At 61.8% G+C, this 25,699-nt stretch carries 20 protein-coding genes and 1 pseudogene; 11 read left to right on the top strand and 10 right to left on the bottom strand.

Annotation, left to right across the window (positions count from 1 at the left end):
* Window positions 1–112: 112 nt before the first annotated feature.
* Complete coding sequence (locus tag ACK59Z_RS07930; RefSeq protein ID WP_108191226.1) at window positions 113–988, top strand: LysR substrate-binding domain-containing protein; 876 nt, start codon at window positions 113–115, stop codon at window positions 986–988.
* A 97-nt stretch (window positions 989–1,085) separates the two neighbouring features.
* Here ACK59Z_RS07930 and ACK59Z_RS07925 read toward each other — a convergent pair whose 3' ends face one another.
* Entirely contained in the window at window positions 1,086–1,700 is a 615-nt protein-coding gene (locus ACK59Z_RS07925; RefSeq protein WP_003251968.1) for an NAD(P)-dependent oxidoreductase, read from the bottom strand.
* Window positions 1,701–1,883: 183 nt separating this feature from the next.
* Between ACK59Z_RS07925 and ACK59Z_RS07920 the strand changes: the two genes are divergently transcribed.
* Window positions 1,884–2,792 carry a LysR family transcriptional regulator gene (locus ACK59Z_RS07920; protein ID WP_108191228.1) on the top strand — a complete coding sequence of 303 codons (909 nt, stop codon included), beginning with the start codon at window positions 1,884–1,886 and terminating at the stop codon, window positions 2,790–2,792.
* 39 nt (window positions 2,793–2,831) lie between these two features.
* A complete protein-coding gene (locus ACK59Z_RS07915; RefSeq protein ID WP_409292746.1) occupies window positions 2,832–3,005 on the top strand; it encodes a hypothetical protein in 174 nt (57 codons plus the stop codon).
* Between the two features lie 19 nt (window positions 3,006–3,024).
* On the opposite strand, the gene ACK59Z_RS07910 is transcribed toward ACK59Z_RS07915, so the two are convergent.
* Window positions 3,025–3,894 (bottom strand): oxaloacetate decarboxylase, encoded by an 870-nt coding sequence (locus tag ACK59Z_RS07910; protein WP_003251963.1) that lies wholly within the window; start codon window positions 3,892–3,894, stop codon window positions 3,025–3,027.
* Window positions 3,895–4,275: 381 nt separating this feature from the next.
* Here ACK59Z_RS07910 and ACK59Z_RS07905 point away from each other — a divergent pair, with 381 nt between their 5' ends.
* On the top strand, window positions 4,276–5,727 hold the full coding sequence (locus tag ACK59Z_RS07905) for an MDR family MFS transporter (RefSeq protein ID WP_108191230.1): 1,452 nt from the start codon (window positions 4,276–4,278) through the stop codon (window positions 5,725–5,727).
* 111 nt (window positions 5,728–5,838) lie between these two features.
* On the opposite strand, the pseudogene ttgR reads toward ACK59Z_RS07905, so the two are convergent.
* Window positions 5,839–6,471: pseudogene (gene ttgR / locus ACK59Z_RS07900) on the bottom strand (efflux transport transcriptional regulator TtgR).
* A 257-nt stretch (window positions 6,472–6,728) separates the two neighbouring features.
* Here ttgR and ttgA point away from each other — a divergent pair.
* The 5 genes from ttgA (at window position 6,729) to ACK59Z_RS07875 (ending at window position 14,963) form a co-directional block, all read left to right on the top strand.
* Entirely contained in the window at window positions 6,729–7,883 is a 1,155-nt protein-coding gene (gene ttgA / locus ACK59Z_RS07895) for a toluene efflux RND transporter periplasmic adaptor subunit TtgA (protein WP_003251957.1), read from the top strand.
* 3 nt (window positions 7,884–7,886) lie between these two features.
* Entirely contained in the window at window positions 7,887–11,039 is a 3,153-nt protein-coding gene (gene ttgB, locus ACK59Z_RS07890; protein ID WP_003251956.1) for a multidrug efflux RND transporter permease subunit TtgB, read from the top strand.
* The gene (locus ACK59Z_RS07885) at window positions 11,036–12,490 is read left to right on the top strand and encodes an AdeC/AdeK/OprM family multidrug efflux complex outer membrane factor (protein ID WP_108191232.1); all 1,455 of its coding nucleotides are present in this window, start codon (window positions 11,036–11,038) and stop codon (window positions 12,488–12,490) included. Before ttgB ends, ACK59Z_RS07885 begins: the two co-directional genes overlap by 4 nt.
* 448 nt (window positions 12,491–12,938) lie before the next feature.
* Window positions 12,939–14,195 (top strand): OprD family porin, encoded by a 1,257-nt coding sequence (locus ACK59Z_RS07880; RefSeq protein ID WP_409292742.1) that lies wholly within the window; start codon window positions 12,939–12,941, stop codon window positions 14,193–14,195.
* Window positions 14,196–14,438: 243 nt separating this feature from the next.
* Window positions 14,439–14,963 (top strand): DUF962 domain-containing protein, encoded by a 525-nt coding sequence (locus ACK59Z_RS07875; RefSeq protein ID WP_003251951.1) that lies wholly within the window; start codon window positions 14,439–14,441, stop codon window positions 14,961–14,963.
* 53 nt (window positions 14,964–15,016) lie between these two features.
* Here ACK59Z_RS07875 and pcaC read toward each other — a convergent pair whose 3' ends face one another.
* From pcaC to pcaR, 7 genes are all read right to left on the bottom strand, one after another.
* On the bottom strand, window positions 15,017–15,409 hold the full coding sequence (gene pcaC, locus ACK59Z_RS07870) for a 4-carboxymuconolactone decarboxylase (RefSeq protein WP_108191234.1): 393 nt from the start codon (window positions 15,407–15,409) through the stop codon (window positions 15,017–15,019).
* A gap of 10 nt (window positions 15,410–15,419) precedes the next feature.
* On the bottom strand, window positions 15,420–16,211 hold the full coding sequence (pcaD, locus tag ACK59Z_RS07865) for a 3-oxoadipate enol-lactonase (protein WP_014754363.1): 792 nt from the start codon (window positions 16,209–16,211) through the stop codon (window positions 15,420–15,422).
* Window positions 16,212–16,222: 11 nt separating this feature from the next.
* Window positions 16,223–17,575, bottom strand: coding sequence for a 3-carboxy-cis,cis-muconate cycloisomerase (locus ACK59Z_RS07860; protein WP_108191235.1), 1,353 nt, complete (start codon window positions 17,573–17,575; stop codon window positions 16,223–16,225).
* 9 nt (window positions 17,576–17,584) lie between these two features.
* Window positions 17,585–18,874, bottom strand: coding sequence for an MFS family transporter (locus tag ACK59Z_RS07855; RefSeq protein ID WP_003251946.1), 1,290 nt, complete (start codon window positions 18,872–18,874; stop codon window positions 17,585–17,587).
* A gap of 187 nt (window positions 18,875–19,061) precedes the next feature.
* A complete protein-coding gene (gene pcaF, locus ACK59Z_RS07850; RefSeq protein ID WP_172830960.1) occupies window positions 19,062–20,267 on the bottom strand; it encodes a 3-oxoadipyl-CoA thiolase in 1,206 nt (401 codons plus the stop codon).
* Window positions 20,268–20,590: 323 nt separating this feature from the next.
* On the bottom strand, window positions 20,591–21,937 hold the full coding sequence (locus tag ACK59Z_RS07845) for an MFS transporter (protein ID WP_108191236.1): 1,347 nt from the start codon (window positions 21,935–21,937) through the stop codon (window positions 20,591–20,593).
* A 320-nt stretch (window positions 21,938–22,257) separates the two neighbouring features.
* Window positions 22,258–23,133 (bottom strand): pca regulon transcriptional regulator PcaR, encoded by an 876-nt coding sequence (gene pcaR, locus ACK59Z_RS07840; RefSeq protein ID WP_003251938.1) that lies wholly within the window; start codon window positions 23,131–23,133, stop codon window positions 22,258–22,260.
* A gap of 478 nt (window positions 23,134–23,611) precedes the next feature.
* Here pcaR and ACK59Z_RS07835 point away from each other — a divergent pair, with 478 nt between their 5' ends.
* Window positions 23,612–23,812: a hypothetical protein gene (locus tag ACK59Z_RS07835; protein WP_003251937.1), complete on the top strand. Its 201-nt coding sequence runs from the start codon at window positions 23,612–23,614 to the stop codon at window positions 23,810–23,812.
* A gap of 315 nt (window positions 23,813–24,127) precedes the next feature.
* Window positions 24,128–25,600: an inorganic phosphate transporter gene (locus ACK59Z_RS07830; protein WP_003251935.1), complete on the top strand. Its 1,473-nt coding sequence runs from the start codon at window positions 24,128–24,130 to the stop codon at window positions 25,598–25,600.
* Window positions 25,601–25,699 lie beyond the last annotated feature (99 nt).

Raw genomic sequence — 25,699 nt, 5'->3', positions numbered from 1 at the left:
GGGATCACCATGAATCGTGTTGGGGTATGCCCTTATTGGACCCAAGCCACGGCTATCGCCACAATGTAAAAAAACACATACTAGCCATGTCCTGTGATCATGGCTTACTGCAATGAAACGCCTCCCGCCCCTGCCTGCCCTGCACACGTTTCTGGTCACCGCCCAGCACTGCAACTTCACCCGCGCCGGGCAGCAGTTGCACATCACCCAGGGCGCTGTCAGCCGCCAGATTGCAGCCCTCGAAGAACACCTCGGTTATGCCCTGTTCAAGCGCGAGGCGCGTGGGTTGAGCCTGACCCGTGAAGGCCTGGACTGGCTGCCACGGGTGCAGCAGGTGTTCGCCCTGATCGAACAAGGGGTACGCGAGGTGGGTGAGCACAGCACTACCTTGCAGCTGAAGGCACCAACCTGCGTAATGCGCTGGCTGCTGCCGCGTCTGATGGAGTGGCAGGCACTGCGCCCGGATGTGCCGGTTGAGCTGACCACGACCGTGCAGCACGGGGTGGATTTCCGTCGCGAGGGCTTCGATGCGGCAGTGGTCTACGGCGATGCGCCGAACCACGGGCTGCAGGTGCGCAAGCTGTTCGATGAGCAGCTGACCCCAGTGTGCGCACCGTCACTGCGTGAAGGGCCAGTGCCGTTGCAGCAGGTGGAAGACCTGGCACGACATATGTTGCTGCATCCCTCGCGGGATGAACACGACTGGCGGTTGTGGTTGCAGGCGGCTGGAGTGACGCTCGCCACACATGGGCCTAAACAACATTTCGAGACACTGGACATGGCGATGGCCATGGCCTCGCAGGGGACCGGGGTGGCAATCGGTGACTGGTCGCTGATTGGCGATGACCTGCGCGGTGGGCGGTTGTGCATGCCGTTTGCGCTGAAGGTGCTGACAGGCAAGGGGTATTACCTGGTGAGCCAGGCCAGGAGCGTACCGCCGGGGCTGCTGGAATTGCTGGACTGGCTGGAGGGCCAGGCCAGCCTGTGACGGCCCTTTCGCAGGCTCGCCCGCTCCCACAGGTTTGCACAGGCCTTGGTAGCTGTACGGTACCCATGGGAGCGGGCATGCCCGCAACGCAGGCGACTCAATAGCCGACTGTGAACCGTTGCCGCGAGTGCTGCGGCTTCTCCAGCTCATCCAGCATGGCAATCGCATAGTCGGCAAACGTGATCCAGCTCTTGCCGTCCGCACCGATCAACAGATGATCCTTGCCCAGCGTATAGTGACCTCTGCGCTCACCCTCAACGAACTCAGCCGAAGGCGAAAGGAAGGTCCAGTCCAGGTTCGGCTCGCGCCGCAGCGCCTCCAGAAAACGCACGCCGGCACTGGCCTCGGCTTTATACGCCTCCGGGAAATCCGGGCTGTCGATCACCCGGTGCCCTGACGGCAGCAACAAGCTACCGGCGCCACCCACCACCAGCAGGCGCTTGACCCCGGCGCGCTTCACCGGCTCGATGATGGCGTGCGGCTCCATTGTCGAGAAATGCGCGGCACTCAACACAGCGTCCATACCTGCGACCGCTGCCTGCAGGGCCGCGCTGTCCGTGGCATCCAGCGACTTGACGGTCACACCCTCACGCCCTTCAAGCGTGGAAGGGTCGCGGGCTATGGCCAGTACACGGTGACCACGGCGCAGGGCCTCTTCCAGTAACTGGCTGCCAGCACGGCCGGTGGCACCGATGATTGCGATCTTGCTCATGAAATACTCTCCATCAGTTGAACGGAATGACCGCCCTTGGTGACCTTCGCCGCCAGCGCCAAGGCTCTCGTCTGCCGGCTTCGGGTAACGCCTTCTACCAAACAATGCGCATAGCTTAGTTACCCGATTCGTCACAAAAAATGCGATGCTCAGACATAGTTTGTTTCTGAAATCGGGCAAATCATGGACCGTCTCAACGCCATGCGTGTATTCGTCACAGTCATCGACCTGGGCAGCCAGTCGGCGGCGGCGGATTATCTGCAATTATCGCGGCCGGTCGTGTCGCGCTACCTGGCAGAGTTGGAAGACTGGGTTGGCACGCGGCTGATGCAGCGAACCACGCGCAAGCTCAGCCTCACGGCAGCCGGCCAGGAAACCCTGCCTCGCTGCCGGCAACTGCTGGAACTGGCCGGCGACCTGCAGGCCGCCGTGCAGCAGCCGGAAGACGCACCAAGGGGGGCACTGCGTATCAGCGTCAGTACCTCATTCGGCCAGGCACAGCTGGTGGATGCAGTGGCCGCCTATGTGCGGCGCTTTCCTGACGTGAAGGTAGAACTGCAGATGCTCGACCGCACCGTCAACCTGGTGGACGAGCGCATCGACCTGGCCATTCGCACCAGCAATGACGTGGACCCCAGCCTCATCGCCCGGCGCCTGAGTGTGTGCCGCTCGGTCGTGTGCGCGGCACCCGCCTACCTGAATGAGCGAGGCACGCCGCAACGGGTTGAGGAACTGAGCCGGCACAACTGCCTGACCCATGCCTACTTCGGACACAGCTTGTGGCATTTCACGGTAGCCGGCCAGCAGGTCGCCGTGCCCGTATCCGGAAACATCAGTGCCAACGAGGTGATGACCCTGCAAAGGGCTGCGCTGGCTGGCGCAGGTATCACCATGCTGCCAACCTACCAGGCCGCAGACGCCATACGCCGGGGTGAACTGGTGCGTCTGCTGCCCGAGGCCAAACCGCGGGAACTGAACCTGAATGCGGTGTATACGTCGCGCAAACACATGCCGGCGACCTTGCGCAGCATGCTGGATTTCCTGGTGCAGCGTTTCAAGGACGAACCGGCGTGGGATCGGGATCTATACTAGTGGCGTACACCCCTATCGCTGTCACGGGAGGTGAGCACCATGGGCATCAAATCCAGAAGAGTCGCCCTTGTCATGGCCCTTACCGCTGCCGCAGGGCTGTATGGCTCAGCCTGCTGGCGCGCCGAACTGCTACGCAGCCAGCCCAGCATCGCCAATAGTTGCGAGCAGGCACATTGCGTGCCTCACAGTGCAACCTTGAGCGCCGTCCGTTGAATGGACGGCGCCCTGCTGATCACTCTTCGACGCTCATGTATTCCTTGGCCCAGCGGATGTAGTCTTCAGGCTGGGTGTAGGTGTGCGAGAGTTCGGTGGCACTGAGGTTTTCCGACTTGTTCTGCCGACCACGCTGCAGCCGCAGGCAGTCGTAAGTGGCCTTGATCGCGGCAAAGTAAGCCGCATGGCCATCGACCACGATGCGCACGCCCAGACGCGCCAGGCGCTCGTCATCGCGCAGGTTCGGGTTGCCATAGGTAACCAGCATCAGCGGCACAGTCAGGTGCTCGGCAATCTGCTCGAGCTGCTCGAAGTCTTTGACCCCGACCATGCAGATGCCATCAGCGCCCGCCTTCTGGTAGCTCTGGGTACGCACGATGATTTCTTCGGTGCTGAGTACGCCCGCGTTGGTACGGGCAATGATCGACAGGGACGAATCGACTCGTGCCTCCAGCGCCGCGCGGATCTTGCCAACGCCCTCCTCGACCGGGATCAGGTCAGTGGACTTGCGCCCGAACTGGGCAGGCAGCAGGGTGTCCTCGATGGTCAGTGCGGCCACACCGGCGCGCTCCAGTTCGATCACCGTGCGCATCACGTTCAGTGCGTTGCCATAGCCATGGTCGGCGTCGGCCAGTACCGGCAGTTGCGCGACCCGACCAATGCGGGTGGCCTGCTCGACGAACTCGCTGAGGGTGATCAGAGCGAAGTCTGGAGCAGCCAGTACCTGCAACGAAGCGACCGAACCGCCGAGGATACCGACTTCGAAGCCCAGGTCTGCGGCAATGCGTGCCGACATCGGGTCGAACACCGAGGCAGTGTGGAAACACGAACCCGAAGCGAGCAGCTCGCGGAAGGCAAAACGCAGATCTTGGTGGGAAGCCTTGGGCATGATCACTCCGCAAAAAAGTTGAAATTTGAACGGTAACTACCGACCCCTGTAATCGGGTCTACCTGACCTGTTCCAACCGTCGCCATCTGGGCGGTCATGCTCGACATGCAGGCAGAGGAATAAAAGGTGTGGGAGACAGCGGACTGAAAAACCTGAGTCAATATGCTGCACCAACCTGGTGCAAGCCCCGGATTTCAGCCTCTGTGGCATACCAACGATATCACGCAGCCATGCCGCACTGGATGAATGCGCCAATGCCGATCTTGCATAGGGGATGCAGATAGTACATAGGAAGCTACCTAACTCAGGTTACAATCCGAGGGCTTCTGTGAGAGCAGGCTTGCCCGTGAAGGGGCCGCCATAGACAAACAAGGTATTCCCGTGACCGCCGCCCTGCCCCCCACCGCCCTGCGCAACGTGCTCACCGCCCTGATGCTGGCCATCTTCCTCGGCGCACTGGACCAGACCATCGTCGCCGTCTCGCTGCCCGCCATCTCGGCGCAGTTCAGCGATGTCGGCCTGCTGGCCTGGGTCATCTCCGGTTATATGGTGGCCATGACCGTGGCCGTGCCGATCTACGGCAAACTGGGCGACCTTTACGGCCGGCGCCGGATGATCCTCACCGGCATCAGCCTGTTCACCCTGGCCTCCATTGCCTGCGCCATGGCCCAGGACATGCCGCAACTGGTGCTGGCCCGGGTACTGCAGGGTATCGGCGCAGGCGGGATGGTCTCGGTGAGCCAGGCAATCATTGGCGACTTCGTGCCCCCACGCGAACGCGGCCGCTACCAGGGCTACTTCAGCAGCATGTACGCTGCGGCCAGCGTGGCCGGGCCAGTGCTGGGCGGCTGGTTGACCGAGTACCTGTCGTGGCGCTGGGTGTTCTGGATCAACCTGCCGCTGGGGCTGGTCGCCTTGTGGGCCATTCGCCGTGCGCTCGCTGACATGCCGGTGCAGCGTCGCGAGGCACAGGTGGACTACCTTGGCGCCATGCTGTTGATTCTCGGCCTTGGCAGCCTGCTGCTGGGCATCACCTTGGTGGGCCAGGGCCACGCCTGGGCCGACCCGGCCGTGCTGGCGCTGTTCGGCTGCGCCCTACTGGGCCTGGCGCTTTTCATCGCACACGAACGCCGCTGCCCAGAGCCGCTGCTGCCGCTCAGCCTGTTTGGCAACCGTGTGGCAGTGCTGTGCTGGGCGGTGATCTTCTTCGCCAGCTTCCAGTCCATTTCCCTGACCATGCTCATGCCCTTGCGTTACCAGAGCATTACCGGCGCCGGTGCCGACAGCGCCGCCCTGCATCTGCTGCCGCTGGCCATGGGGCTGCCCATGGGCGCCTTCACAGGTGGCCGCATGACCAGCCGGACCGGGCGCTACAAGCCACAGATCCTGGCCGGTGCACTGCTGATGCCAGTGGCCATTTTCGCGATGGCACTGACTCCGCCGCAATCAGCGTTGCTCAGTGCGCTGTGCATGCTGCTGACCGGTATAGCCTGCGGGCTGCAATTCCCGACCTCACTGGTGGGCACACAAAGCGCGGTGGCCAGCAGGGACATCGGCGTGGCCACCAGCACCACCAACCTGTTCCGCTCGCTGGGCGGAGCCATGGGCGTAGCGTGCATGTCCAGCCTGTTGCTGACACTGCTGCTTCAAGGGGGTTTCGAATTGCCGGGTAATGCGTTGCTGGGGAGTTTGAAGGCCGCAGAGGTGGATCTGGTGACTCAAGGGCGGTTGCTGGAGACGTTCAGGCAACTGCTGATGGGGAGTGCGCTCGTCGCGGTGCTGGGACTGTTCGCGGCATTTGCTTTGCCTGACCGGCAATTGCGCGGCCGCTGAAGTTTGCACACGCGCTGCCGACTTGTGGTGCGAACAGCTGCAAGGCGGCGGCGACCTTAATCTCCCCTTAACACAAAGGGGAAACACTCCCTCACAATCCTTAACAAAGTGTCATTTGCGCAGAGCCGGGCTCAAGCGCAGCATATCCAGCCCGGTGTCGACCCATTTTTCGACATCACCCAACAGATCGACACTGTCAGGCAGCAATAGCCAGCGCCCGATCAGGCCATCGACATAGGCAAACATGGCCACCGCCGCGCGCTCGGCATCCAGCTCGCCAGGCAACTGGCCCCGGCGTACGGCATTGGCCAGCGCCAGGGTGATGCCCTTGTGGCAATCCAGCACCGCATTCTGGCGCTGCTGGCGAATTTCACACATGTCATCGGTGAACTCGCACTTGTGATGCAGGATTTCATTGATACGCCGGGTTCGGGCATCGAGCACCAGCTCGTTGAACACTTGCAACAGCAGCTTGCGCATTCAGCCAAGCGGGTCGACTTCATCCTCGCTTTCGCTCGCCCGCGCCAAATGGTCATGGGTCTCGTGCAGGCTGTCGAGCAACGCCTGCACCAGCTCGGCCTTGTTGTTGAAGTGCCAGTAGATCGCCCCCCGCGTCACACCCGCCAGTTCGGCGATGTCGGCCAGGGTGGTTCGCGCAACCCCGCGCTTGTAGAAGGCCCTTTCCGCCGCCTCGATGATCTGGGCACGGGTTTCCTGGGCTTCTTCTTTGGTTCGACGGACCATGGCAGTACAACCTCATCTGGCCCGAACGCGCAGCGCGTGCGGGGAACGCTCCGGGGGCACCTCTGCCGGGGCCTCTCGGATAAGCTAATCAAGCGCTGAGGCTGTACCTGAGTACCACCCAGCAGTATTTACAAACAACCATGAATGTAAGTATATTCCTTAGCAAGCTATTTATCCACCGGATAGCATTTTTTCCAGATCAAGATCTCTTCCATTACTCTTGAGCGTCTCCCTGCTCCAGCGACCCGAGGATCCTCATGCAATTCAAGCCAGCCGTTACCGCTCTGGTTTCCGCCGTCGCCCTGGCAACCCTGCTCAGTGGCTGTAAGAAAGAAGAAGCAGCGCCAGCGGCGCAGGCTCCTCAGGTCGGCGTCGTGACCATCCAGCCGCAAGCCTTCACCCTCACCTCGGAATTGCCGGGGCGAACCAGTGCCTACCGCGTCGCCGAAGTGCGCCCGCAGGTCAACGGCATCATCCTCAAGCGCCTGTTCAAGGAAGGCAGTGAGGTCAAGGAAGGCCAGCAGTTGTATCAGATCGACCCTGCCGTGTACGAAGCCACCCTGGCCAATGCCAAGGCCAACCTGCTGGCTACACGCTCACTGGCCGAACGTTACAAGCAACTGATTGACGAACAGGCCGTCTCCAAACAGGAGTACGACGACGCCAATGCCAAACGATTGCAGGCTGAGGCTTCGCTCAAGAGCGCACAGATCGACCTGCGCTACACCAAGGTTCTGGCGCCAATCAGCGGCCGTATCGGTCGCTCTTCGTTCACCGAGGGTGCACTGGTGAGCAATGGCCAGACCGACGCCATGGCCACCATCCAGCAGCTCGATCCTATTTATGTCGACGTTACCCAGTCCACCGCCGAGCTGCTCAAGCTGCGCCGTGACCTGGAAAGCGGCCAGCTGAAGAAGGCCGGCGACAACGCCGCCTCGGTTCAGCTGGTACTGGAAGACGGCAGCCTGTTCAAGCAGGAAGGCCGCCTGGAGTTCTCCGAAGTCGCGGTGGACGAGACCACCGGCTCGGTGACCCTGCGCGCGCTGTTCCCCAACCCCGATCACACCCTGCTGCCAGGCATGTTCGTGCATGCGCGGCTCAAGGCCGGGGTCAACGCCAACGCCATCCTGGCACCGCAACAAGGCGTGACCCGCGACCTCAAAGGCGCACCCACCGCCCTGGTGGTCAACCAGGAGAACAAGGTCGAACTGCGCCAGCTCAAGGCCAGCCGTACCTTGGGTAGCGACTGGCTGATCGAGGAAGGCCTCAACCCGGGTGACCGCCTGATCACCGAAGGGCTGCAGTACGTGCGCCCAGGCGTCGAGGTGAAGGTCAGCGATGCCACCAACGTCAAGAAGCCGGCCGGCCCTGATCAGGCCAACGCGGCGAAAGCAGACGCCAAAGCGGAGTAAACCATGTCGAAGTTCTTTATCGATCGCCCGATCTTCGCCTGGGTGATCGCCTTGGTGATCATGCTGGTCGGGGCCTTGTCTATCCTGAAGCTGCCGATCAACCAGTACCCCAGTATCGCGCCGCCGGCCATCGCCATCGCCGTGACCTACCCGGGCGCCTCGGCGCAAACCGTGCAGGACACCGTGGTGCAGGTGATCGAGCAGCAGCTCAACGGTATCGACAACCTGCGTTATGTGTCGTCGGAAAGTAACTCCGACGGCAGCATGACCATTACCGCCACCTTCGAACAGGGTACCAACCCCGACACCGCGCAGGTACAGGTACAGAACAAGCTGAACCTTGCCACCCCGCTGCTGCCGCAGGAAGTGCAGCAGCAAGGTATCCGCGTCACCAAAGCAGTGAAGAACTTCCTGCTGGTGATTGGTCTGGTCTCCGAAGACGGCAGCATGACCAAGGACGACCTGGCCAACTACATCGTCTCGAACATGCAGGACCCGATCTCGCGTACCGCGGGTGTAGGTGACTTCCAGGTGTTCGGTGCGCAGTACGCCATGCGTATCTGGCTCGATCCGGCCAAGCTGAACAAGTTCCAGCTGACCCCGGTCGACGTCAAGACCGCTGTGGCCGCACAGAACGTGCAGGTGTCTTCCGGCCAGCTCGGCGGCCTGCCAGCCCTGCCGGGCACACAGCTGAACGCCACCATCATCGGCAAGACCCGCCTGCAAACCGCCGAGCAGTTCGAGAACATTCTGCTCAAGGTCAACAAAGACGGTTCACAGGTGCGTCTGGGTGACGTCGCCCAAGTGGGCCTGGGGGGTGAAAACTACGCAGTCAGCGCCCAGTTCAACGGCAAGCCGGCTTCCGGCCTGGCGGTAAAACTGGCAACCGGCGCCAACGCCCTGGACACCGCCAAGGCACTGCGCGAGACCATCAAAAGCCTGGAACCGTTCTTCCCGCCGGGGGTCAAGGCGGTATTCCCGTATGACACCACCCCCGTGGTCACCGAATCGATCAGCGGCGTGATCCACACCCTGATCGAAGCCGTGGTGCTGGTGTTCCTGGTGATGTACCTGTTCCTGCAGAACTTCCGCGCCACCATCATCACCACCATGACCGTACCGGTCGTATTGCTGGGTACCTTCGGTATCCTTGCCGCCGCGGGCTTCAGCATCAACACCCTGACCATGTTCGCCATGGTCCTGGCCATCGGCTTGCTGGTGGACGACGCCATCGTCGTGGTGGAGAACGTCGAGCGGGTCATGTCCGAAGAAGGCTTGCCGCCCAAGGAAGCGACCAAGCGCTCGATGGAACAGATCCAGGGCGCCCTGGTGGGTATCGCCCTGGTGCTCTCGGCCGTACTGCTGCCCATGGCGTTCTTTGGCGGCTCCACGGGTGTGATTTACCGGCAGTTCTCCATCACCATCGTCTCGGCCATGGGCCTGTCGGTGCTGGTTGCGCTTATCTTCACCCCGGCGCTCTGCGCAACCATGCTCAAACCGCTGAAGAAGGGCGAGCACCACACTGCCAAAGGCGGCTTCTTTGGCTGGTTCAACCGCAACTTCGACCGCAGCGTCAACGGCTACGAGCGTAGCGTAGGCACCATCCTGCGCAACAAGGTGCCATTCCTGCTGGCCTATGCGCTGATCGTGGTCGGCATGATCTGGCTGTTCGCCCGCATCCCTACCGCGTTCCTGCCAGAAGAAGACCAGGGCGTACTGTTCGCTCAGGTGCAGACCCCGGCCGGTTCCAGTGCCGAGCGCACGCAGGTCGTGGTCGACCAGATGCGTGAATACCTGCTCAAGGACGAAGCCGATACCGTATCGTCGGTGTTCACGGTCAACGGTTTCAACTTCGCAGGCCGCGGCCAGAGCTCAGGCATGGCCTTCATCATGCTCAAACCCTGGGATGAACGCTCGAAGGAAAACAGCGTGTTCGCCCTGGCCCAGCGCGCCCAGCAGCACTTCTTCACCTTCCGCGATGCGATGGTGTTCGCCTTCGCCCCGCCAGCGGTGCTTGAACTGGGTAACGCCACCGGCTTCGACGTGTTCCTTCAGGACCGCGGCGGTGTCGGCCACGCGAAGTTGATGGAGGCACGCAACCAGTTCCTGGCCAAAGCTGCGCAGAGCAAGATCCTCAGCGCCGTGCGCCCGAACGGCCTGAACGATGAACCGCAGTACCAACTGACCATTGATGACGAACGTGCCAGCGCCTTGGGCGTGACCATTGCCGACATCAACAACACCCTGTCGATTGCCTTGGGTGCCAGCTACGTCAACGACTTCATCGACCGTGGCCGGGTCAAGAAGGTGTACATCCAGGGCGAACCCAGCGCGCGGATGAGCCCGGAAGACCTGCAAAAATGGTACGTGCGCAACGGCGCAGGCGAGATGGTGCCGTTCTCCTCCTTCGCCAAAGGCGAATGGACCTACGGTTCGCCGAAGCTGTCGCGTTACAACGGTGTCGAAGCGATGGAAATCCTCGGTGCACCGGCGCCTGGTTACAGTACCGGTGAAGCCATGGCCGAGGTCGAGCGCATTGCAGGCGAGCTGCCGAGCGGTATCGGCTTCTCCTGGACCGGCATGTCCTACGAGGAAAAACTCTCCGGCTCGCAGATGCCGGCGCTGTTCGCCCTCTCGGTGCTGTTCGTGTTCCTGTGCCTGGCGGCCCTGTACGAAAGCTGGTCGATCCCGATCGCTGTGGTGCTGGTGGTACCGCTGGGCATCATCGGTGCACTGATCGCCACCAGCCTGCGCGGCCTGTCCAACGACGTGTACTTCCTGGTTGGCCTGTTGACCACCATCGGTCTTGCGGCGAAAAACGCCATTTTGATCGTGGAATTCGCCAAGGAGCTGCACGAACAAGGCCGTAGCCTGTACGACGCAGCGATCGAAGCGTGCCGCATGCGTCTGCGCCCGATCATCATGACCTCGCTGGCGTTCATCCTGGGCGTGGTGCCGTTGACCATCGCCAGCGGCGCCGGCGCCGGCAGCCAGCACGCCATCGGTACTGGCGTGATCGGCGGTATGATCAGTGCGACCGTGCTGGCTATCTTCTGGGTACCACTGTTCTTCGTCGCAGTGTCGTCGCTGTTCGGCAGCAAAGAGCCGGAAAAAGACGTCACCCCTGAAAATCCACGTTATGAGGCTGGGCAATGACCAAGTCTTTGTTGTCCCTGGCGGTAACCGCTTTCATTCTTGGCGGCTGCTCGCTGATCCCTGACTACCAGACCCCAGAGGCGCCGGTGGCTGCGCAGTGGCCGCAAGGCCCTGCTTACTCGCCGACGCAATCAGCGGATGTTGCCGCTGCTGAACAGGGCTGGCGCCAGTTCTTCCACGACCCGGCGCTGCAACAGCTGATCCAGACCTCGCTGGTCAATAACCGCGACCTGCGCGTCGCGGCGTTGAACCTCGAGGCCTACCGTGCGCAATACCGCATTCAGCGCGCCGACCTGTTCCCGGCGGTTTCGGCCACCGGCAGCGGCAGCCGCCAGCGTGTCCCGGCGAACATGTCGCAAACAGGCGAATCTGGCATCACCAGCCAGTACTCGGCCACCTTGGGCGTCAGCGCCTACGAGCTGGACCTGTTCGGCCGCGTGCGCAGCCTGACCGAGCAGGCCCTGGAAACCTACCTCTCCAGCGAGCAGGCGCGTCGTTCCACGCAAATTGCCCTGGTCGCCAGCGTGGCCAACGCCTACTACACCTGGCAGGCCGACCAGGCCCTGTTCAAGCTGACCGAAGAAACGCTGAAGACCTACGAGGAAAGCTACAACCTCACCCGTCGCAGCAACGAGGTCGGCGTGGCATCGGCCCTGGACGTCAGCCAGGCGCGTACCGCCGTGGAAGGCGCCAGGGTCAAGTACTCGCAGTACCAGCGCCTGGTCGCCCAGGACGTCAACAGCCTGACCGTGCTGCTGGGCACCGGCATTCCTGCCGACCTGGCCAAGCCGCTGGAGCTTGATGCCGACCAACTGGCCGAAGTACCGGCCGGCCTGCCATCGGATATCCTTCAGCGTCGCCCGGACATTCAGGAAGCCGAGCACCTGCTCAAGGCTGCCAACGCCAACATTGGTGCAGCCCGCGCAGCGTTCTTCCCGAGCATCAGCCTGACCGCGAACGCCGGCAGCCTGAGCCCCGACATGGGCCACCTGTTCGCGGGCGGCCAGGGCACCTGGCTGTTCCAGCCGCAGATCAACCTGCCGATCTTCAACGCCGGTAGCCTGAAAGCCAGCCTGGACTACTCGAAAATCCAGAAGGACATCAACGTCGCCAAGTACGAAAAAACCATCCAGACGGCCTTCCAGGAAGTCTCCGATGGCCTGGCGGCACGCAAGACCTTCGAAGAGCAGTTGCAGGCCCAGCGCGACCTGGTGCAGGCGAACCAGGACTACTACCGCTTGGCCGAACGCCGTTACCGCATCGGGATTGACAGCAACCTGACCTTCCTCGATGCCCAACGCAACCTGTTCAGTGCCCAGCAAGCGCTGATCGGAGACCGCCTGTCGCAGCTGACCAGCGAGGTCAACCTGTACAAGGCGCTTGGCGGTGGCTGGTACGAGCAGACCGGGCAGGCCAACCAGCAGGCATCGGTGGAAACACCGAAAGGCTGATCGGCCTTGTTACAAAAGTAGAAAGCCCACCCTTAGCGGTGGGCTTTGCTTTTTACTGCCTGTGCCGGCCTTTTTGCGGACGAGCCCGCGCAAGGGCCGGGCCGGCTGGCCAGTATCCCCTGGCGATTCACCGTCGCAGCCACCACCGTATTCGCGGGTGAACCCGCTCCTACACGGATCGTGTGGTGGACACATATCGGTGGTTGGGCGCAAGCCGTTGTAGGAGCGGGTTTACCCGCGAAGAGGCCAGCACAGGAGAGTTATTAACCAACCGGAACATTCCGTTCGATTATCGCCCCGTTCCGTTTGCGGCGAATTGCCTCACCCCCGCACTACCCCGCACCATCCCCCCACGCAACCTTACTCAAGTTCATCAAAGACACCCGCACCTGCAGGCCCGATCCCGCAGTGCACCGGCTCGACCATAAAAACAAGAGATCCACGACAGATGAGCATTTCGCTACCCGCACGTCAGCTGCTGCCTGGCCTGTTGGCCATGTCCTGCGCCCTCCCCGCATTCGCCGCCAACGAAGGTGGTTTCATCGAGGACGCCAAGGCCACCCTCAACCTGCGCAACTTCTACATCAACCGCAACTTCGTCGACCCGGCCCACCCACAGGGCAAGGCCGAGGAATGGACACAAAGCTTCATCCTCGATGCCCGTTCCGGTTTCACCCAGGGCACGGTCGGTTTCGGCGTGGACGTACTGGGCCTGTACTCGGTCAAGCTCGACGGCGGCAAAGGCACCACCAACACTCACCTGCTGCCCGTGCATGGCGACGGCCGCCCGGCCGATGACTTTGGTCGGCTGGGTGTGGCGCTGAAGGCCAAGCTGTCCGAAACCGAGCTGAAGGTCGGTGAATGGATGCCGGTACTGCCAATCCTGCGTTCGGACGATGGCCGCTCACTGCCGCAAACCTTCCGCGGTGGCCAGCTGACCTCCAAGGAAATCGCCGGCCTGACCCTGTACGCCGGCCAGTTCCGCGGCAACAGCCCGCGCAACGATGCCAGCATGGAAGACATGTCGCTCAACGGCAAAGCCGCCTTCACCTCCGACCGTTTCAACTTCGGCGGCGGTGAGTACACCTTCAACGACAAGCGCACCATGATCGGGCTGTGGGATGCCCAGCTCAAGGACATCTACCGCCAGCAATACCTCAACCTGACGCACAGCCAGCCGCTGGGCGACTGGACGCTGGGCGCCAACCTGGGCTATTTCATTGGCAAGGAAGATGGCGCCGAACGGGCCGGCAAGCTGGACAACCGCACCGCCTCCGCCTTGCTTTCGGCGCGCTACCAAGGCCACACCTTTTACGTTGGCCTGCAGAAAGTCAGCGGCGACGATGCCTGGATGCGGGTCAATGCCACCAGTGGCGGTACCCTGGCCAACGACAGCTACAATTCAAGCTTCGACAATGCCAAGGAGCGTTCCTGGCAGGTTCGCCATGACTTCAACTTCGCCACCGTCGGCGTACCCGGCCTGACCCTGATGAACCGCTATATCAAGGGTGACAACGTCACCGTGGGCAGCGTGGACGATGGCAAGGAATGGGCGCGGGAAACAGAGCTGGCCTATGTCGTGCAGTCGGGCAGCTTCAAGGACCTGTCGGTGAAATGGCGCAACTCGACCATGCGTCGCGACTTCAGCACCAACGCGTTCGATGAGAACCGCTTGATCGTGAGTTATCCGCTGAATCTTCTGTGAATCAAATGGCCTCTTCGCGGATAAACCCGCGAGGAGGCCAGACGCCTCCTCAAATGACCTGAAGCCATAAAAATCCATGCCCCTTTTTTGAAGGCATGATTTGCAACAGCTTGATGAAATCCCTGCCATGAATTTGCCAGTGCACGCTGCCGCCATTCGCTGAGCTGATGATGGTGGTGACTGCAGGCTATCCTGATCACTATCAGGTACAGGTGAAACAAAGCAGAACAGGGAGGCACAACAATGAAAACCCTCGTCGACCACCTGAGCCAATACGCCAACTACCACCGCGATCCGCGCAATATCGCCACCCACTTCGTCGGCATCCCCATGATCGTGCTGGCAGTCACCATCCTGCTTTCACGCCCAGGCTGGGAGATAGCTGGCATGTGGCTGTCCCCTGCCCTGGTGGCAGCGGCGGCGTCTGTGTGGTTCTACTTGCGCCTGGACCTGCGCTTCGGGCTGGTGATGGGGCTGTTGCTGGGCCTGTGCCTGTGGGTCGGTGAGGCGCTGGCAGTGCAGTCGACAACGCTATGGCTCGGCGCCGGGCTGGGAGCGTTCGTGGTGGGCTGGATCATCCAGTTCATCGGCCATTACTACGAAGGCCGCAAACCGGCATTTGTTGACGACGTGAGTGGCCTGATCATCGGGCCGCTGTTCGTGGTCGCGGAAGCTGCGTTCATGCTAGGCCTGTGCCCGACCCTGAAGCGCGCTGTGGAAACTAATGCCGGCCCGATTGCCATGCGGCAAAAAAAGGCATCGGTGTAAAGGCCATTCGCGGGCAAGCGCCCTGTTGCAGGGGGCTTGCCCGCGAACACGATTTACTGGCGCGATTCTACGCCAAGTTCATTCCACACCGACTCAGCCATGTGGAACGTGGCATTGGCCGCCGGAATGCCGCAGTAGATCGCGCTCTGCATCAGCACTTCCTTGATCTCGTCGCGGGTCACACCATTGTTGGCCGCCGCACGCAGGTGCAGCTTCAGCTCGTCGTTGCGGTTCATACCAATCAGCATGGCGATGGTGATCAGGCTACGGGTATGACGCGGCAGCCCCGGGCGGGTCCAGATGTCACCCCAGGCGTGGCGGGTGATCATTTCCTGGAACTCGCCATTGAAGTCGTTGAGCTTCTCCAGGCTGCGGTCCACGTGGGCATCACCCAGCACTGCGCGGCGCACTTGCATGCCAGCGTCGTAACGTTGTTTCTCGTCCATGGCGTTGTCCTCAGTGAGCCAGCAGAAAATCGAGCACGCGGCGGCTGAAGGCCTCGCCAATCTCGACATTGGACAGGTGCGCCGCCGGGAAGTCGACGTACTCGGCACCTTGGATACCGGCCTGCATGAAGCGGCCATGCTCAGGGGTGGTAACCACGTCTTCCGTACCGGCAACGATCAGCGCGGGCACCTGGATGCGGCCCAGTTGCTCACGATAATCAGCGTCACGTACTGCTGCACAGTTGCCTGCGTAGCCTTGCGGGCTGGTTTGCGCCAGCATCTGGCAGATACGCTGGGCCTGCTCCGCCTGTGCCTGGGCAAAGCCCGGGGTGAACCAGCGGGCGATAGAGGCATCGCGCAGGTCGACCATGGCCTGCTGGCCGCCTTTGAGTACCGTGTCGATACGGGTGTTCCACACCTCGTCGTTGGCGATCTTGGCGGCCGTGTTGCACAGGGTCAGGCTGTGCAGGCGCTCACCTGCATGAATACCCAGCCACTGGCCGATCAGGCCTCCCATCGACAGGCCGACGAAGTGAGCCTTTTGAATGTCCAGGCCATCGAGCAGGGCCAGCACGTCGCGGCCCAGCTGTTCGATGCTGTAAGGGCCTTCAGTGACCAGCGATGCGCCGTGACCACGGGTGTCATAGCGCAGCACCCGGAAGTGCTGGCTCCAGAGCGGAATCTGGGTGTCCCACATGCCCAGGTCGGTACCCAGCGAATTGGACAGGACCAGCACCGGGGCGTCATCCGGGCCATCGATCTGGTAATTCAAAACGCCATCGGCCAGTTGCAAGTGCGCCACAGCGGTCTCCTTCAGGCAGTAAAACGTTGATGTTCGGACACGGCGCGCGCCACCCAGACGCGGGCCTGGCCCAGGTAATGGGCAGGGTCGAGCAGGCGATCGAGTTCTTCGCCAGACAGCTCGGCGCTGACCTGCGGCTCGTCACCCAGCACGGCACGCAGGTGCCGCTGTTCGGCCACCGCGCGCTGGCAGCATTGTTCCAGCAGGTGGTGGGCACGGTCGCGACCCAGACGCTGGGCGAGGACGATGCTAACCGCCTCAGCCAGCACCAGGCCTTGTGTCAGGTCGAGGTTACGGCGCATGCGCGCGGCATCCACCTCCATGCCCTCGGCAATCACTTGAGCCTGGCGCAGGGCACCCGAGACCAGGCAGCAGATATCCGGCAGGGTTTCCCACTCGGCATGCCATAGGCCCAGGCTGCGTTCGTGCTCCTGAGGCATGGCTGCAAACAGCGTCGACAGCAAGCCCGGCACGCGGGTTGCGGCACCGATCAACACGGCGGCACCCACCGGGTTGCGCTTGTGTGGCATGGTCGAAGAACCCCCCTTGCCCGGCGCAGACGGCTCAAATACCTCCCCCGCCTCGGTTTGCATCAGCAAGCTGATATCACGGCCGAACTTGCCCAGGCTGCCGGCAACCAGGCCCAGCACCGAGGCAAACTCCACCAGGCGGTCGCGTTGGGTGTGCCAGGGCTGCTCGGGCAGGGACAGCTTGAGCTGTTCGGCCAGCGCTTCGGCCACCGGCATTGCCTTGCTGCCCAGGGCCGCCAGGCTGCCCGAGGCACCGCCGAACTGCAGGACCAGCAGGCGCGGGCGCAGTTCCTGCAGGCGCTGACGGTGGCGGGTCAAAGCCCCCAGTACACCGGCCAGTTTCATGCCCAGGGTCACCGGGGTGGCGTGTTGCAACCAGGTACGACCCACCAAGGGCGTATCGACGTGCTTCAAGGCCTGCTGCGACAGGGTATCGGCCAGCTTGCCGAGGTCGGCCTCGATCAAATCGAGGGCATCGCGCAGCTGCAGAACCAGACCCGTGTCCATCGCATCCTGGCTGGTGGCGCCAAGGTGCACATAGCGCTCAGCCTCAGGCACGCCGGTGGCGATCACCTTGCCCAACGCTTTCACCAGCGGAATGGCCGAGTTGCCGGCGGTGGCGATGGCATTGGCCAACGCACCAACGTCATAGCGCTCGGCCTGGCATGCCGCCTCAATGGCTGCTACCGCGCTGTGCGGGACCAAACCGGCAGAGGCTTCGGCACGGGCAAGCGCTGCTTCGAAATCCAGCATGCCCTGCAGGCGGCCACGGTCGGAGAAAATCTCGCGCATGGCCGGCGCGGTGAAATAGGCGTCGAACAGTTGGTTGCTCATGCAGCGTCCTTAGTCATCATGGTGCAGGTACGCCGCCTGCTTCGGCAGGCGCAGGCTGAACAGGAAGGCAATCGCCATCATCGCCGTGACGTACCAATAGAAAGTGTTTTCCATCCCCAGGGTCTTCAGGCCCAGGGCCACATACTCGGCCGAACCGCCGAATGCTGCGTTCGCCACCGCATAGGCCAGGCCAACACCCAGTGCACGCACCTGCGGCGGGAACATCTCAGCCTTCACCAGACCGCTGATCGAGGTGTAGAAACTGACGATACACAGGGCCAGGCTGATCAGCACGAAGGCCATGAACGGGCTGGTCACGGTTTTCAGTGCCATCAGCAGCGGCACGGTGCACAGGGTACCGAGGCCGCCGAACAGCAGCATCGAATTGCGCCGACCGATACGGTCGGACAGCATGCCGAAGAACGGCTGCAACACCATGAACAGGAACAACGCCCCGGTCATCACGTAGCTGGCGTTCTTGGCTGTCATGCCCGCGGTGTTGACCAGGTACTTCTGCATGTAGGTGGTGAAAGTATAGAAAATCAGCGAGCCACCCGCGGTGTAGCCCAGTACCGTGATGAACGCCGCTGCGTGATTGCGGAACAGGCCTGCGATAGAACCTGCATCCTTGTCATTGCGGGCTTCGGCGCTACTGGTCTCGTGCAGCGAACGGCGCAACATCAGCGAGATCAGGGCGGCGATGGCCCCCACCACGAAGGGAATGCGCCAGCCCCAGGCCCGCAGTTCATCTTCAGTCAGCAGCTGTTGCAGGATCACCACGACCAATACCGCCAGCAACTGGCCGCCGATCAGGGTGACGTACTGGAACGAAGCAAAGAAGCCGCGCTGCCCACGCAGTGCCACTTCACTCATGTAGGTGGCCGTGGTGCCGTATTCGCCCCCTACCGACAGCCCCTGGATCAGGCGGGCCAGCAATAGCAGCGCCGGGGCCCAGGTGCCGATGCTGGCATAGGTGGGCAGGCAGGCGATCATCAGGGAGCCGAAGCACATCATCAGCACCGAGATCATCAGGGAGTTCTTGCGACCGTGGCGGTCGGCGAGGCGGCCGAAGATCCAGCCACCAATGGGGCGCATCAGGAAGCCTGCGGCGAATACACCTGCCGTGTTCAGCAACTGCACGGTGGGGTCGTCGGAGGGGAAGAAGGCCGGGGCAAAGTAGATCGCGCAGAAGGCGTAGACGTAGAAGTCGAACCATTCCACCAGGTTGCCTGACGAGGCACCGACAATAGCGAAGATGCGCTTGCTGCGTTCTTCGCCGGTGTAATAGGTTGAGGTCATGAGGGTTTCACTCCTGGAGGGTCCTAGGTAAGTCTAGACATACCTAGTAACACACTCGTTCCGCTATCTGGCTGGCAATTGGCCTTGTGTCTCACAGGACAGACCTCTTCGCGGGCAAGCCCGCCCCCACAGGTGATTGCGTGGATCCCTGTAAGAGCGGGCTTGCCCGCGAAGCGGCCGGTACAGGTCAAACCCGCTCGATGGCCAGTGCCAGACCTTGGCCAACGCCCACACACATGGTCGCCAGGCCTTTACGCCCACCACTCTTCTCCAGTTGGTGCAGCGCAGTCAGCACCAGGCGTGCACCGCTCATGCCCAGCGGATGGCCCAGGGCAATGGCGCCACCATTAGGGTTTACCTGTGGTGCATCGTCAGCGACACCCAGCTCACGCAGCACCGCCAGGCCTTGACTGGCAAACGCTTCGTTAAGCTCGATCACGTCGAAATCGCTTACCGCAACCCCCAGACGCTCGGTCAGCTTGCGCACCGCCGGCACCGGGCCAATGCCCATGACACGTGGAGCAACGCCGCCGCTGGCCATGCCCAGAACGCGGGCACGCGGGGTCAGGCCGTGTTTCTTCACCGCTGCGGCCGAGGCCAGGATCATCGCCGCAGCACCGTCGTTCACGCCCGAGGCGTTGCCGGCGGTGACCGTCTTGTCCGGGCCGTTGACCGGTTTGAGCTTGGTCAGCGCCTCCAGCGTGGTTTCCGGGCGCAGGTGTTCGTCACGTTCGACGATGATTTCGCCCTTCTTGTGAGCGATACGCACCGGCACAATTTCTTCGGCAAAGAAGCCGGCAGCCTGTGCAGCGGCAGCCTTCTGCTGGCTGCGCAGGGCGAAAGCGTCCTGGTCGGCACGCGAAACCTGATAGTCGTCAGCCACGTTGTCGGCGGTTTCCGGCATGGAATCCACACCGTACTGGCTTTTCATCAGCGGGTTGATGAAACGCCAGCCAATGGTGGTGTCTTCCAGCTTCATGTTGCGCGAATAGGCGCTTTCAGCCTTGCCCATGACGAACGGGGCGCGCGACATCGACTCGACGCCACCGGCAATCACCAGTTCCATCTCGCCGCTGGCGATGGCGCGGAACGCGGTGCCGATGGCATCCATACCCGACGCGCACAGGCGGTTCAAGGTGACGCCCGGGATGCTTTCCGGCAGGCCGGCCAGCAGCAGTGCCATACGGGCCACGTTGCGGTTGTCTTCACCAGCCTGGTTGGCGCAGCCGAAGAACACTTCGTCTACCTGGTCCCACTGCACGCCAGGGTTGCGCTCGATCAGCGCCTTCAGCGGCACGGCTGCCAGGTCGTCGGCCCGCACGCTGGCCAGGGCGCCGCCAAAGCGGCCGATCGGGGTACGGATGGCGTCACAGATGAATACGTCGTGCATCAGGCTTCTCCTGCCAGCTGGCCATGCTCAGCGGCGGTACGGGCGTCGAGTTCACGCATGGCGGACGGCTCGATTGGGGTGGGTGTGGAAATGGTCTGCGCGTGGCATTTGGAGGCTCCTGGTCAGGGTGCTTCGATGAACCCAGATTAAGGAGACTGGTGGGCACGTTACAATCCGATAATCGACTATTTGTGCGATTAACGAACCATTTGTTGCGCAACTGCCCACGCCCACCACAGGGCAGCTGTGCGCCCTGATCGCAGCACAATGCCGCACCAGTCGGCGCGGCGTTGTGCTGCGAATGGGCCGTAACGCGGCCCTCACCCTCAGGTTGCGTCGGCGTGGCTGACCAGCCCTTTGACGACCACACCCACAGTCGCCAGCGCTGCCGGCACCAGCAACGCCGTCAGCACCTGCTCGAAGTTCCAGCCCAGGCCCAGCAACGTTGCACCACTCCAGGCCCCAAGAATCGCACCAAAGCGGCCAATACCCAGCATCCACGATACACCTGTGGCACGGCCCTGAGTGGGATAGAAGCGCGCCGCCAGCGATGGCATTGCCGACTGCGCACCGTTCACACACATACCGGCAACGAGTACCAGCGTAGCTAGCACGGTGATGTTGCCCAGGCTCTGCCCCACTGCGTAGGCGAACACCCCGGCCAGCAGATAGAAAATGCCAATCACCTTGTGCGGGTTGAAACGGTCCATGGCCCAACCCACGCCGACTGCACTTAGCACTCCGCCAAACTGGAACAGCGCACCGATGAACGCCGCCTGCTCCATGCTCGCGCCGCTGTCACGCATCAGGGTTGGCAGCCAGCTGGTCAGAAGGTAGACGATCACCAGGCCCATGAAATAGGTCAGCCACAGCAACACGGTGCCCAAGCCATAGGTGCCAGAGAAGATCACCGCGAACACGTTGCGCGCAGCCACCGCCTTTTGCTCAGGCACACTGAAACTGCCTGCCTCGGCCACCACTTGCGGGGCGATTGGCGACAAGGTCTTGCGCACCTTGTCGGTGCCGCGGTTGCGCACCACCAGGAACCGCGCCGACTCCGGCAGCCAGACCATCAGCACCAGCGCCAGCAGCAACGGCAGCACGCCACCGATGACCAGCAGGCTGTGCCAGCCGTAGGCCGGGATCATCTTGGCGGAAATGAAGCCACCACCCGCCATGCCCAGGTTGAAGCCACAGAACATGCTGGTCACCAGCAGCGACTTGAGGCGCTCCGGGGTGTATTCGGACAACAGCGTGGTAGCGTTGGGCATGCCTGCACCCAGGCCCAGGCCAGTCAGGAAGCGCAGTACCAGCAACTGGTCGACGTTGCTGGCATAGGCCGAGGCCAGGCTGAAGCCACCAAATACCAGCACCGCCCCCACCAGCACGCCTTTGCGGCCGAAACGGTCAGCCAGGGGCCCGGAGCCCAGGGCGCCGAACACCATGCCGATCAACGCGGCACTCATGACCGGCCCAAGGCTGGCGCGGTCGATCCCCCACTCTTGCGACAGTGCCGGGGCGATGAAACCCATGGCAGCAGTGTCCAGGCCATCGAGGAAAACGATCAGAAAGCACAGCAGCACGACTCGCCACTGATAGCGGGACAGCGGCTGCTGATTGATGAACGACTGAACGTCGAGGCTTTTGCCGACGTTGGTTTGCGCTTGATTCATTATTGTTATCCAGAATGTGGGGCACAGTCAGGCCATTGCACGCGGGTAACCGGTACAAAGGCGATGATTGGGGTATATGGCCTGGGTCAGCCTGGATACAACGGTACTGCATGCGGGTGCGGCCGCGGCAGCGAGGTGACAGTATTCATGCGTAAGTGCCTCTTATGTTTTTCTTGTTCGGTCGGCTAGCCGACCGTTGCGAGAGACATTAATCAGCGGGCAGGGGTGAAGCAATTCACCCGGCACGACACTGTGCGTTTATCGCACAAGAAACGGTTTTGCCTGTTCTGATCCGGGGCCGCAACGTGCTCCCTGCGGTTTCAACCAAACAACTGATGGCAAAGGTCTCGACTGGCTGCCAGTAAAATCGGCAAGAACCGCTGCTCCAGTTCACTGCGGGTCACCCGCCCAACATGGGTACTTACGTTCAAGGCAGCCAACACCTGCCCCGAAGCGTCATACACCGGCACTGCAATCGATCGCAGCCCCTGTTCCAGTTCCTGGTCCACCACGCACCAGCCCTGGGCGCGCACCTGCTGGATGCAGGCGAACAACGATTCGGGATCATTCAGGGTGCGGCTGGTGCGCGCTTTGAGATCAGCACGTTCCAGATACTCACGCAGGCTGGTGTCGTCCATGGCCGCCAGCAGAATACGCCCCATCGACGTGCAGTAGGCCGGCAGGCGTCCGCCCACCGAGAGATCGACCGAAATCAGCCGCTCGACCGTGGCCGAACGGGCTATATAAAGGATGTCGTCGCCTTCGAGGGTGGCCATGTTGGCCGCCTCATGCAACTGGTCGCTGATGCGATCCAGGTACGGCTGGGCAGAAATTGCCAGTGGCGTCGACGACAGGTAAGCATGCCCCAGGGTCAGCACTTTGGGCAGCAGCGAATAGGTACGCCCGTCGGTGGTGGCGTAACCCAGCTTGATCAACGTGTGCAGGCAACGGCGCACCGCTGCGCGAGGGATTTCAGTACGGTGGCTGATCTGGGCGATGGTCAGGTGGCGCTTGCGCTCCTGGAATGCCTGGATCACGGCCAGGCCACGTGCCAGCGAGGTCATGAAGTCCGGGTCACCGGTAAAGGCCTGGATGCGCTTGGCCGGGGAAGCCACGATCGGCGGCGCCATGGCAGCCGAAGCAGGTCGCGCCACCTCTGCATTGCCGGAATCGTTGCCCAGGGTTTCGTCACTCATCGCACACCTCAAAAAAAACACCGGTTCGTGCGATTATCGAACAAACGGCCGATAATCGCAATTGACCGCCGACACGTTTGCTTATACCTTTCTCATGCCACTTGTGGCTTCTTTGGAGAGACTGGTCAGGTACCCACCGTAGAAGTCCCCAGGCAACGGCCTCGCCTTTCGGCGAGGCCGTTTTTCATTACGGCCCGCCCTGACATTGCAACGAACTTCTATCCGTCATTCCTTTCTAACTTGTACGAAAGGTCCAAACTGTTCGCGGGCACATCCTGCTATTTACGCCAGATGATGTCAGGGCTGAGTAAATTAACGATGATCGGCGAATTATCGATTGCTATAATCGATTGCGCAGGCCCTCCGCTTATCGTGGTCATGGAACCTTCCGCTTTATCAAGCCGTTGCGGCCAGCAAGGCAAAATGCATGTTGCACAATGCATAACAACAGTCATTACACTTACTTCAGGTACTGCACGTGACGAAAGATGAACTGCGCGCGGAACTCGAGCGCCAGGCTGAACGTTACAAGGATGTTTATGGTGGCGAGGTCACCACATACGCCGCACAACCGGATCCGGAACGCAAACCCTGGCGCAAGCGTGCCAGCGTTCGTGACCAGGCCTTCAGCCAGGAACTGGAACGCATCGAAAAAGAATTGCGCAGCGACAACCCCTGAGCCTCGGGAGCGCCCTCTGCGTGTCGTCGCCCGGTGTACCCGGGCGAGGTCGATCTTTACGGTCTGGCCGATGATGAAATGGAATCACACAAATTTCATACGGCCGTTTGAATCCTAGAGAACTGACCATTTCTCCACATTTCGGCCTTATTTCGCCATATTTTGTGATTTTTTACCGCCATTTACCGCCTTGATCGCCCCCCTCCGCACGACACGGTTGCACCATGAAGGCGGTCATCTGTCTGTTGCAGGTGCATCGATTGCCAAGGTTTTCTGGCATAATCCCGCCCCCCTATGACCCGCCAGACAACCTTCATGATCGATTTATTCAGCGGACTGGATGCCTGGGTGTTGGTGAGCCTGCTGCTCGCCTTGACCTTCGTACTCGCCTTCGAGTTCATCAATGGCTTTCATGACACCGCCAACGCGGTAGCTACCGTCATCTATACCAAAGCCATGCCGCCACACCTCGCCGTGTTCTTCTCCGGCGTGTTCAACTTCCTTGGCGTTCTGCTCGGCGGTGTAGGGGTGGCCTATGCCATCGTGCACCTGTTGCCGGTAGAGCTGCTGATCAATGTGAACACCGGACACGGCCTGGCCATGGTCTTCTCGTTGCTGGCCGCGGCCATCACCTGGAACCTGGGCACTTGGTACTTTGGCATCCCTGCCTCCAGTTCGCACACGCTGATCGGCTCCATTCTCGGTGTCGGCCTGGCCAACGCCCTGATCAACGACATTCCGCTAGGCGACGGCGTCAACTGGCAGAAAGCGATCGATATCGCCATGTCGCTGGTGGTCTCGCCAATGGCCGGTTTCGCCGTTGCTGCCCTGGTGCTGATCGGCCTGAAATGGTGGCGCCCGCTGTCGAAGATGCACAAAACCCCGGAACAGCGCCGCAAGCTCGATGACAAGAAGCACCCACCCTTCTGGAACCGTCTGGTCCTGGTTGTTTCCGCCATGGGCGTGAGCTTCGTACACGGCTCCAACGACGGCCAGAAAGGCATCGGCCTGATCATGCTGGTGCTGATCGGTATTGTGCCGGCCAAGTTCGTACTCGACCTGAACAGCACCACCTACCAGATCGAACGTACTCGCGACGCTACCCTGCACATGAGCCAGTTCTACCAGCGTAACGCCGCCACCCTGGGCGAGTTCCTGGCACTGGGCAAGGCCAAGGCCAGCGATCTGCCGGAGCAGTTCAGTTGCAACCCGCAGCAGACCGAGCCGACCATTGCTGCGCTGCAGACCTCGCTGAAAGGCGTGACGGACTACCACAGCCTCGATGCCGAGAAGCGCGTTGAAGTGCGCCGCTATTTGTTGTGCCTGGATGACACGGCAAAGAAGGTTGGCAAGCTGCCAGGCCTGGACGCCCGTGAAAAGTCCGACCTTGAAAAACTGCGCAAAGACCTCACCGCCACCACCGAGTACGCCCCGTTCTGGGTGATCGTGGCCGTCGCCCTGGCTCTTGGCCTGGGCACCATGGTTGGCTGGAAGCGCGTGGTATTGACGGTGGGCGAGAAGATCGGCAAACAAGGCATGACCTACGCCCAAGGCATGTCGGCACAGATCACCGCAGCCTGCGCCATCGGTATGGCCAACGTATTCGCCCTGCCGGTGTCGACCACCCACGTGCTGTCGTCCGGCGTGGCCGGCACCATGGTCGCCAACAAAAGTGGCCTGCAAGGCGGCACTGTGAAAACCATCCTGCTGGCATGGGTCCTGACCCTGCCTGCCTCGATGGGCCTGGCGGCCGGCCTGTTCTGGCTGGCGTCCAAAGCCATTGGCTGAGTGACACCGCAATGAATAAAGGCGCCCTCGGGCGCCTTTTTCATAGCCGTTATGCCTGCCGAAGCAGCCTTGTGCTACCAAGGGTATGGGCGCGGCGCC

Origin of the sequence: Pseudomonas sp. KCJK9058, from assembly GCF_046230975.1 — a bacterium.
Classification (GTDB): Bacteria; Pseudomonadota; Gammaproteobacteria; order Pseudomonadales; family Pseudomonadaceae; genus Aquipseudomonas; species Aquipseudomonas alloputida.
The sequence above is the reverse complement of the archived record's forward strand: the minus strand, read 5'-3'. Positions and strand labels throughout refer to the sequence as shown.

Excerpts from the sequence above, each read along its gene's own strand:
- ACK59Z_RS07930 (WP_108191226.1), top strand. The coding sequence starts at position 113 with ATGAAACGCCTCCCGCCCCTGCCTGCCCTGCACACGTTTCTGGTCACC.
- ACK59Z_RS07925 (WP_003251968.1), bottom strand. The coding sequence starts at position 1,700 with ATGAGCAAGATCGCAATCATCGGTGCCACCGGCCGTGCTGGCAGCCAG.
- ACK59Z_RS07920 (WP_108191228.1), top strand. The coding sequence starts at position 1,884 with ATGGACCGTCTCAACGCCATGCGTGTATTCGTCACAGTCATCGACCTG.
- ACK59Z_RS07915 (WP_409292746.1), top strand. The coding sequence starts at position 2,832 with ATGGGCATCAAATCCAGAAGAGTCGCCCTTGTCATGGCCCTTACCGCT.
- ACK59Z_RS07910 (WP_003251963.1), bottom strand. The coding sequence starts at position 3,894 with ATGCCCAAGGCTTCCCACCAAGATCTGCGTTTTGCCTTCCGCGAGCTG.
- ttgA (WP_003251957.1), top strand. The coding sequence starts at position 6,729 with ATGCAATTCAAGCCAGCCGTTACCGCTCTGGTTTCCGCCGTCGCCCTG.
- ttgB (WP_003251956.1), top strand. The coding sequence starts at position 7,887 with ATGTCGAAGTTCTTTATCGATCGCCCGATCTTCGCCTGGGTGATCGCC.
- ACK59Z_RS07885 (WP_108191232.1), top strand. The coding sequence starts at position 11,036 with ATGACCAAGTCTTTGTTGTCCCTGGCGGTAACCGCTTTCATTCTTGGC.
- ACK59Z_RS07880 (WP_409292742.1), top strand. The coding sequence starts at position 12,939 with ATGAGCATTTCGCTACCCGCACGTCAGCTGCTGCCTGGCCTGTTGGCC.
- ACK59Z_RS07875 (WP_003251951.1), top strand. The coding sequence starts at position 14,439 with ATGAAAACCCTCGTCGACCACCTGAGCCAATACGCCAACTACCACCGC.
- pcaC (WP_108191234.1), bottom strand. The coding sequence starts at position 15,409 with ATGGACGAGAAACAACGTTACGACGCTGGCATGCAAGTGCGCCGCGCA.
- ACK59Z_RS07860 (WP_108191235.1), bottom strand. The coding sequence starts at position 17,575 with ATGAGCAACCAACTGTTCGACGCCTATTTCACCGCGCCGGCCATGCGC.
- ACK59Z_RS07855 (WP_003251946.1), bottom strand. The coding sequence starts at position 18,874 with ATGACCTCAACCTATTACACCGGCGAAGAACGCAGCAAGCGCATCTTC.
- ACK59Z_RS07845 (WP_108191236.1), bottom strand. The coding sequence starts at position 21,937 with ATGAATCAAGCGCAAACCAACGTCGGCAAAAGCCTCGACGTTCAGTCG.
- pcaR (WP_003251938.1), bottom strand. The coding sequence starts at position 23,133 with ATGAGTGACGAAACCCTGGGCAACGATTCCGGCAATGCAGAGGTGGCG.
- ACK59Z_RS07830 (WP_003251935.1), top strand. The coding sequence starts at position 24,128 with ATGATCGATTTATTCAGCGGACTGGATGCCTGGGTGTTGGTGAGCCTG.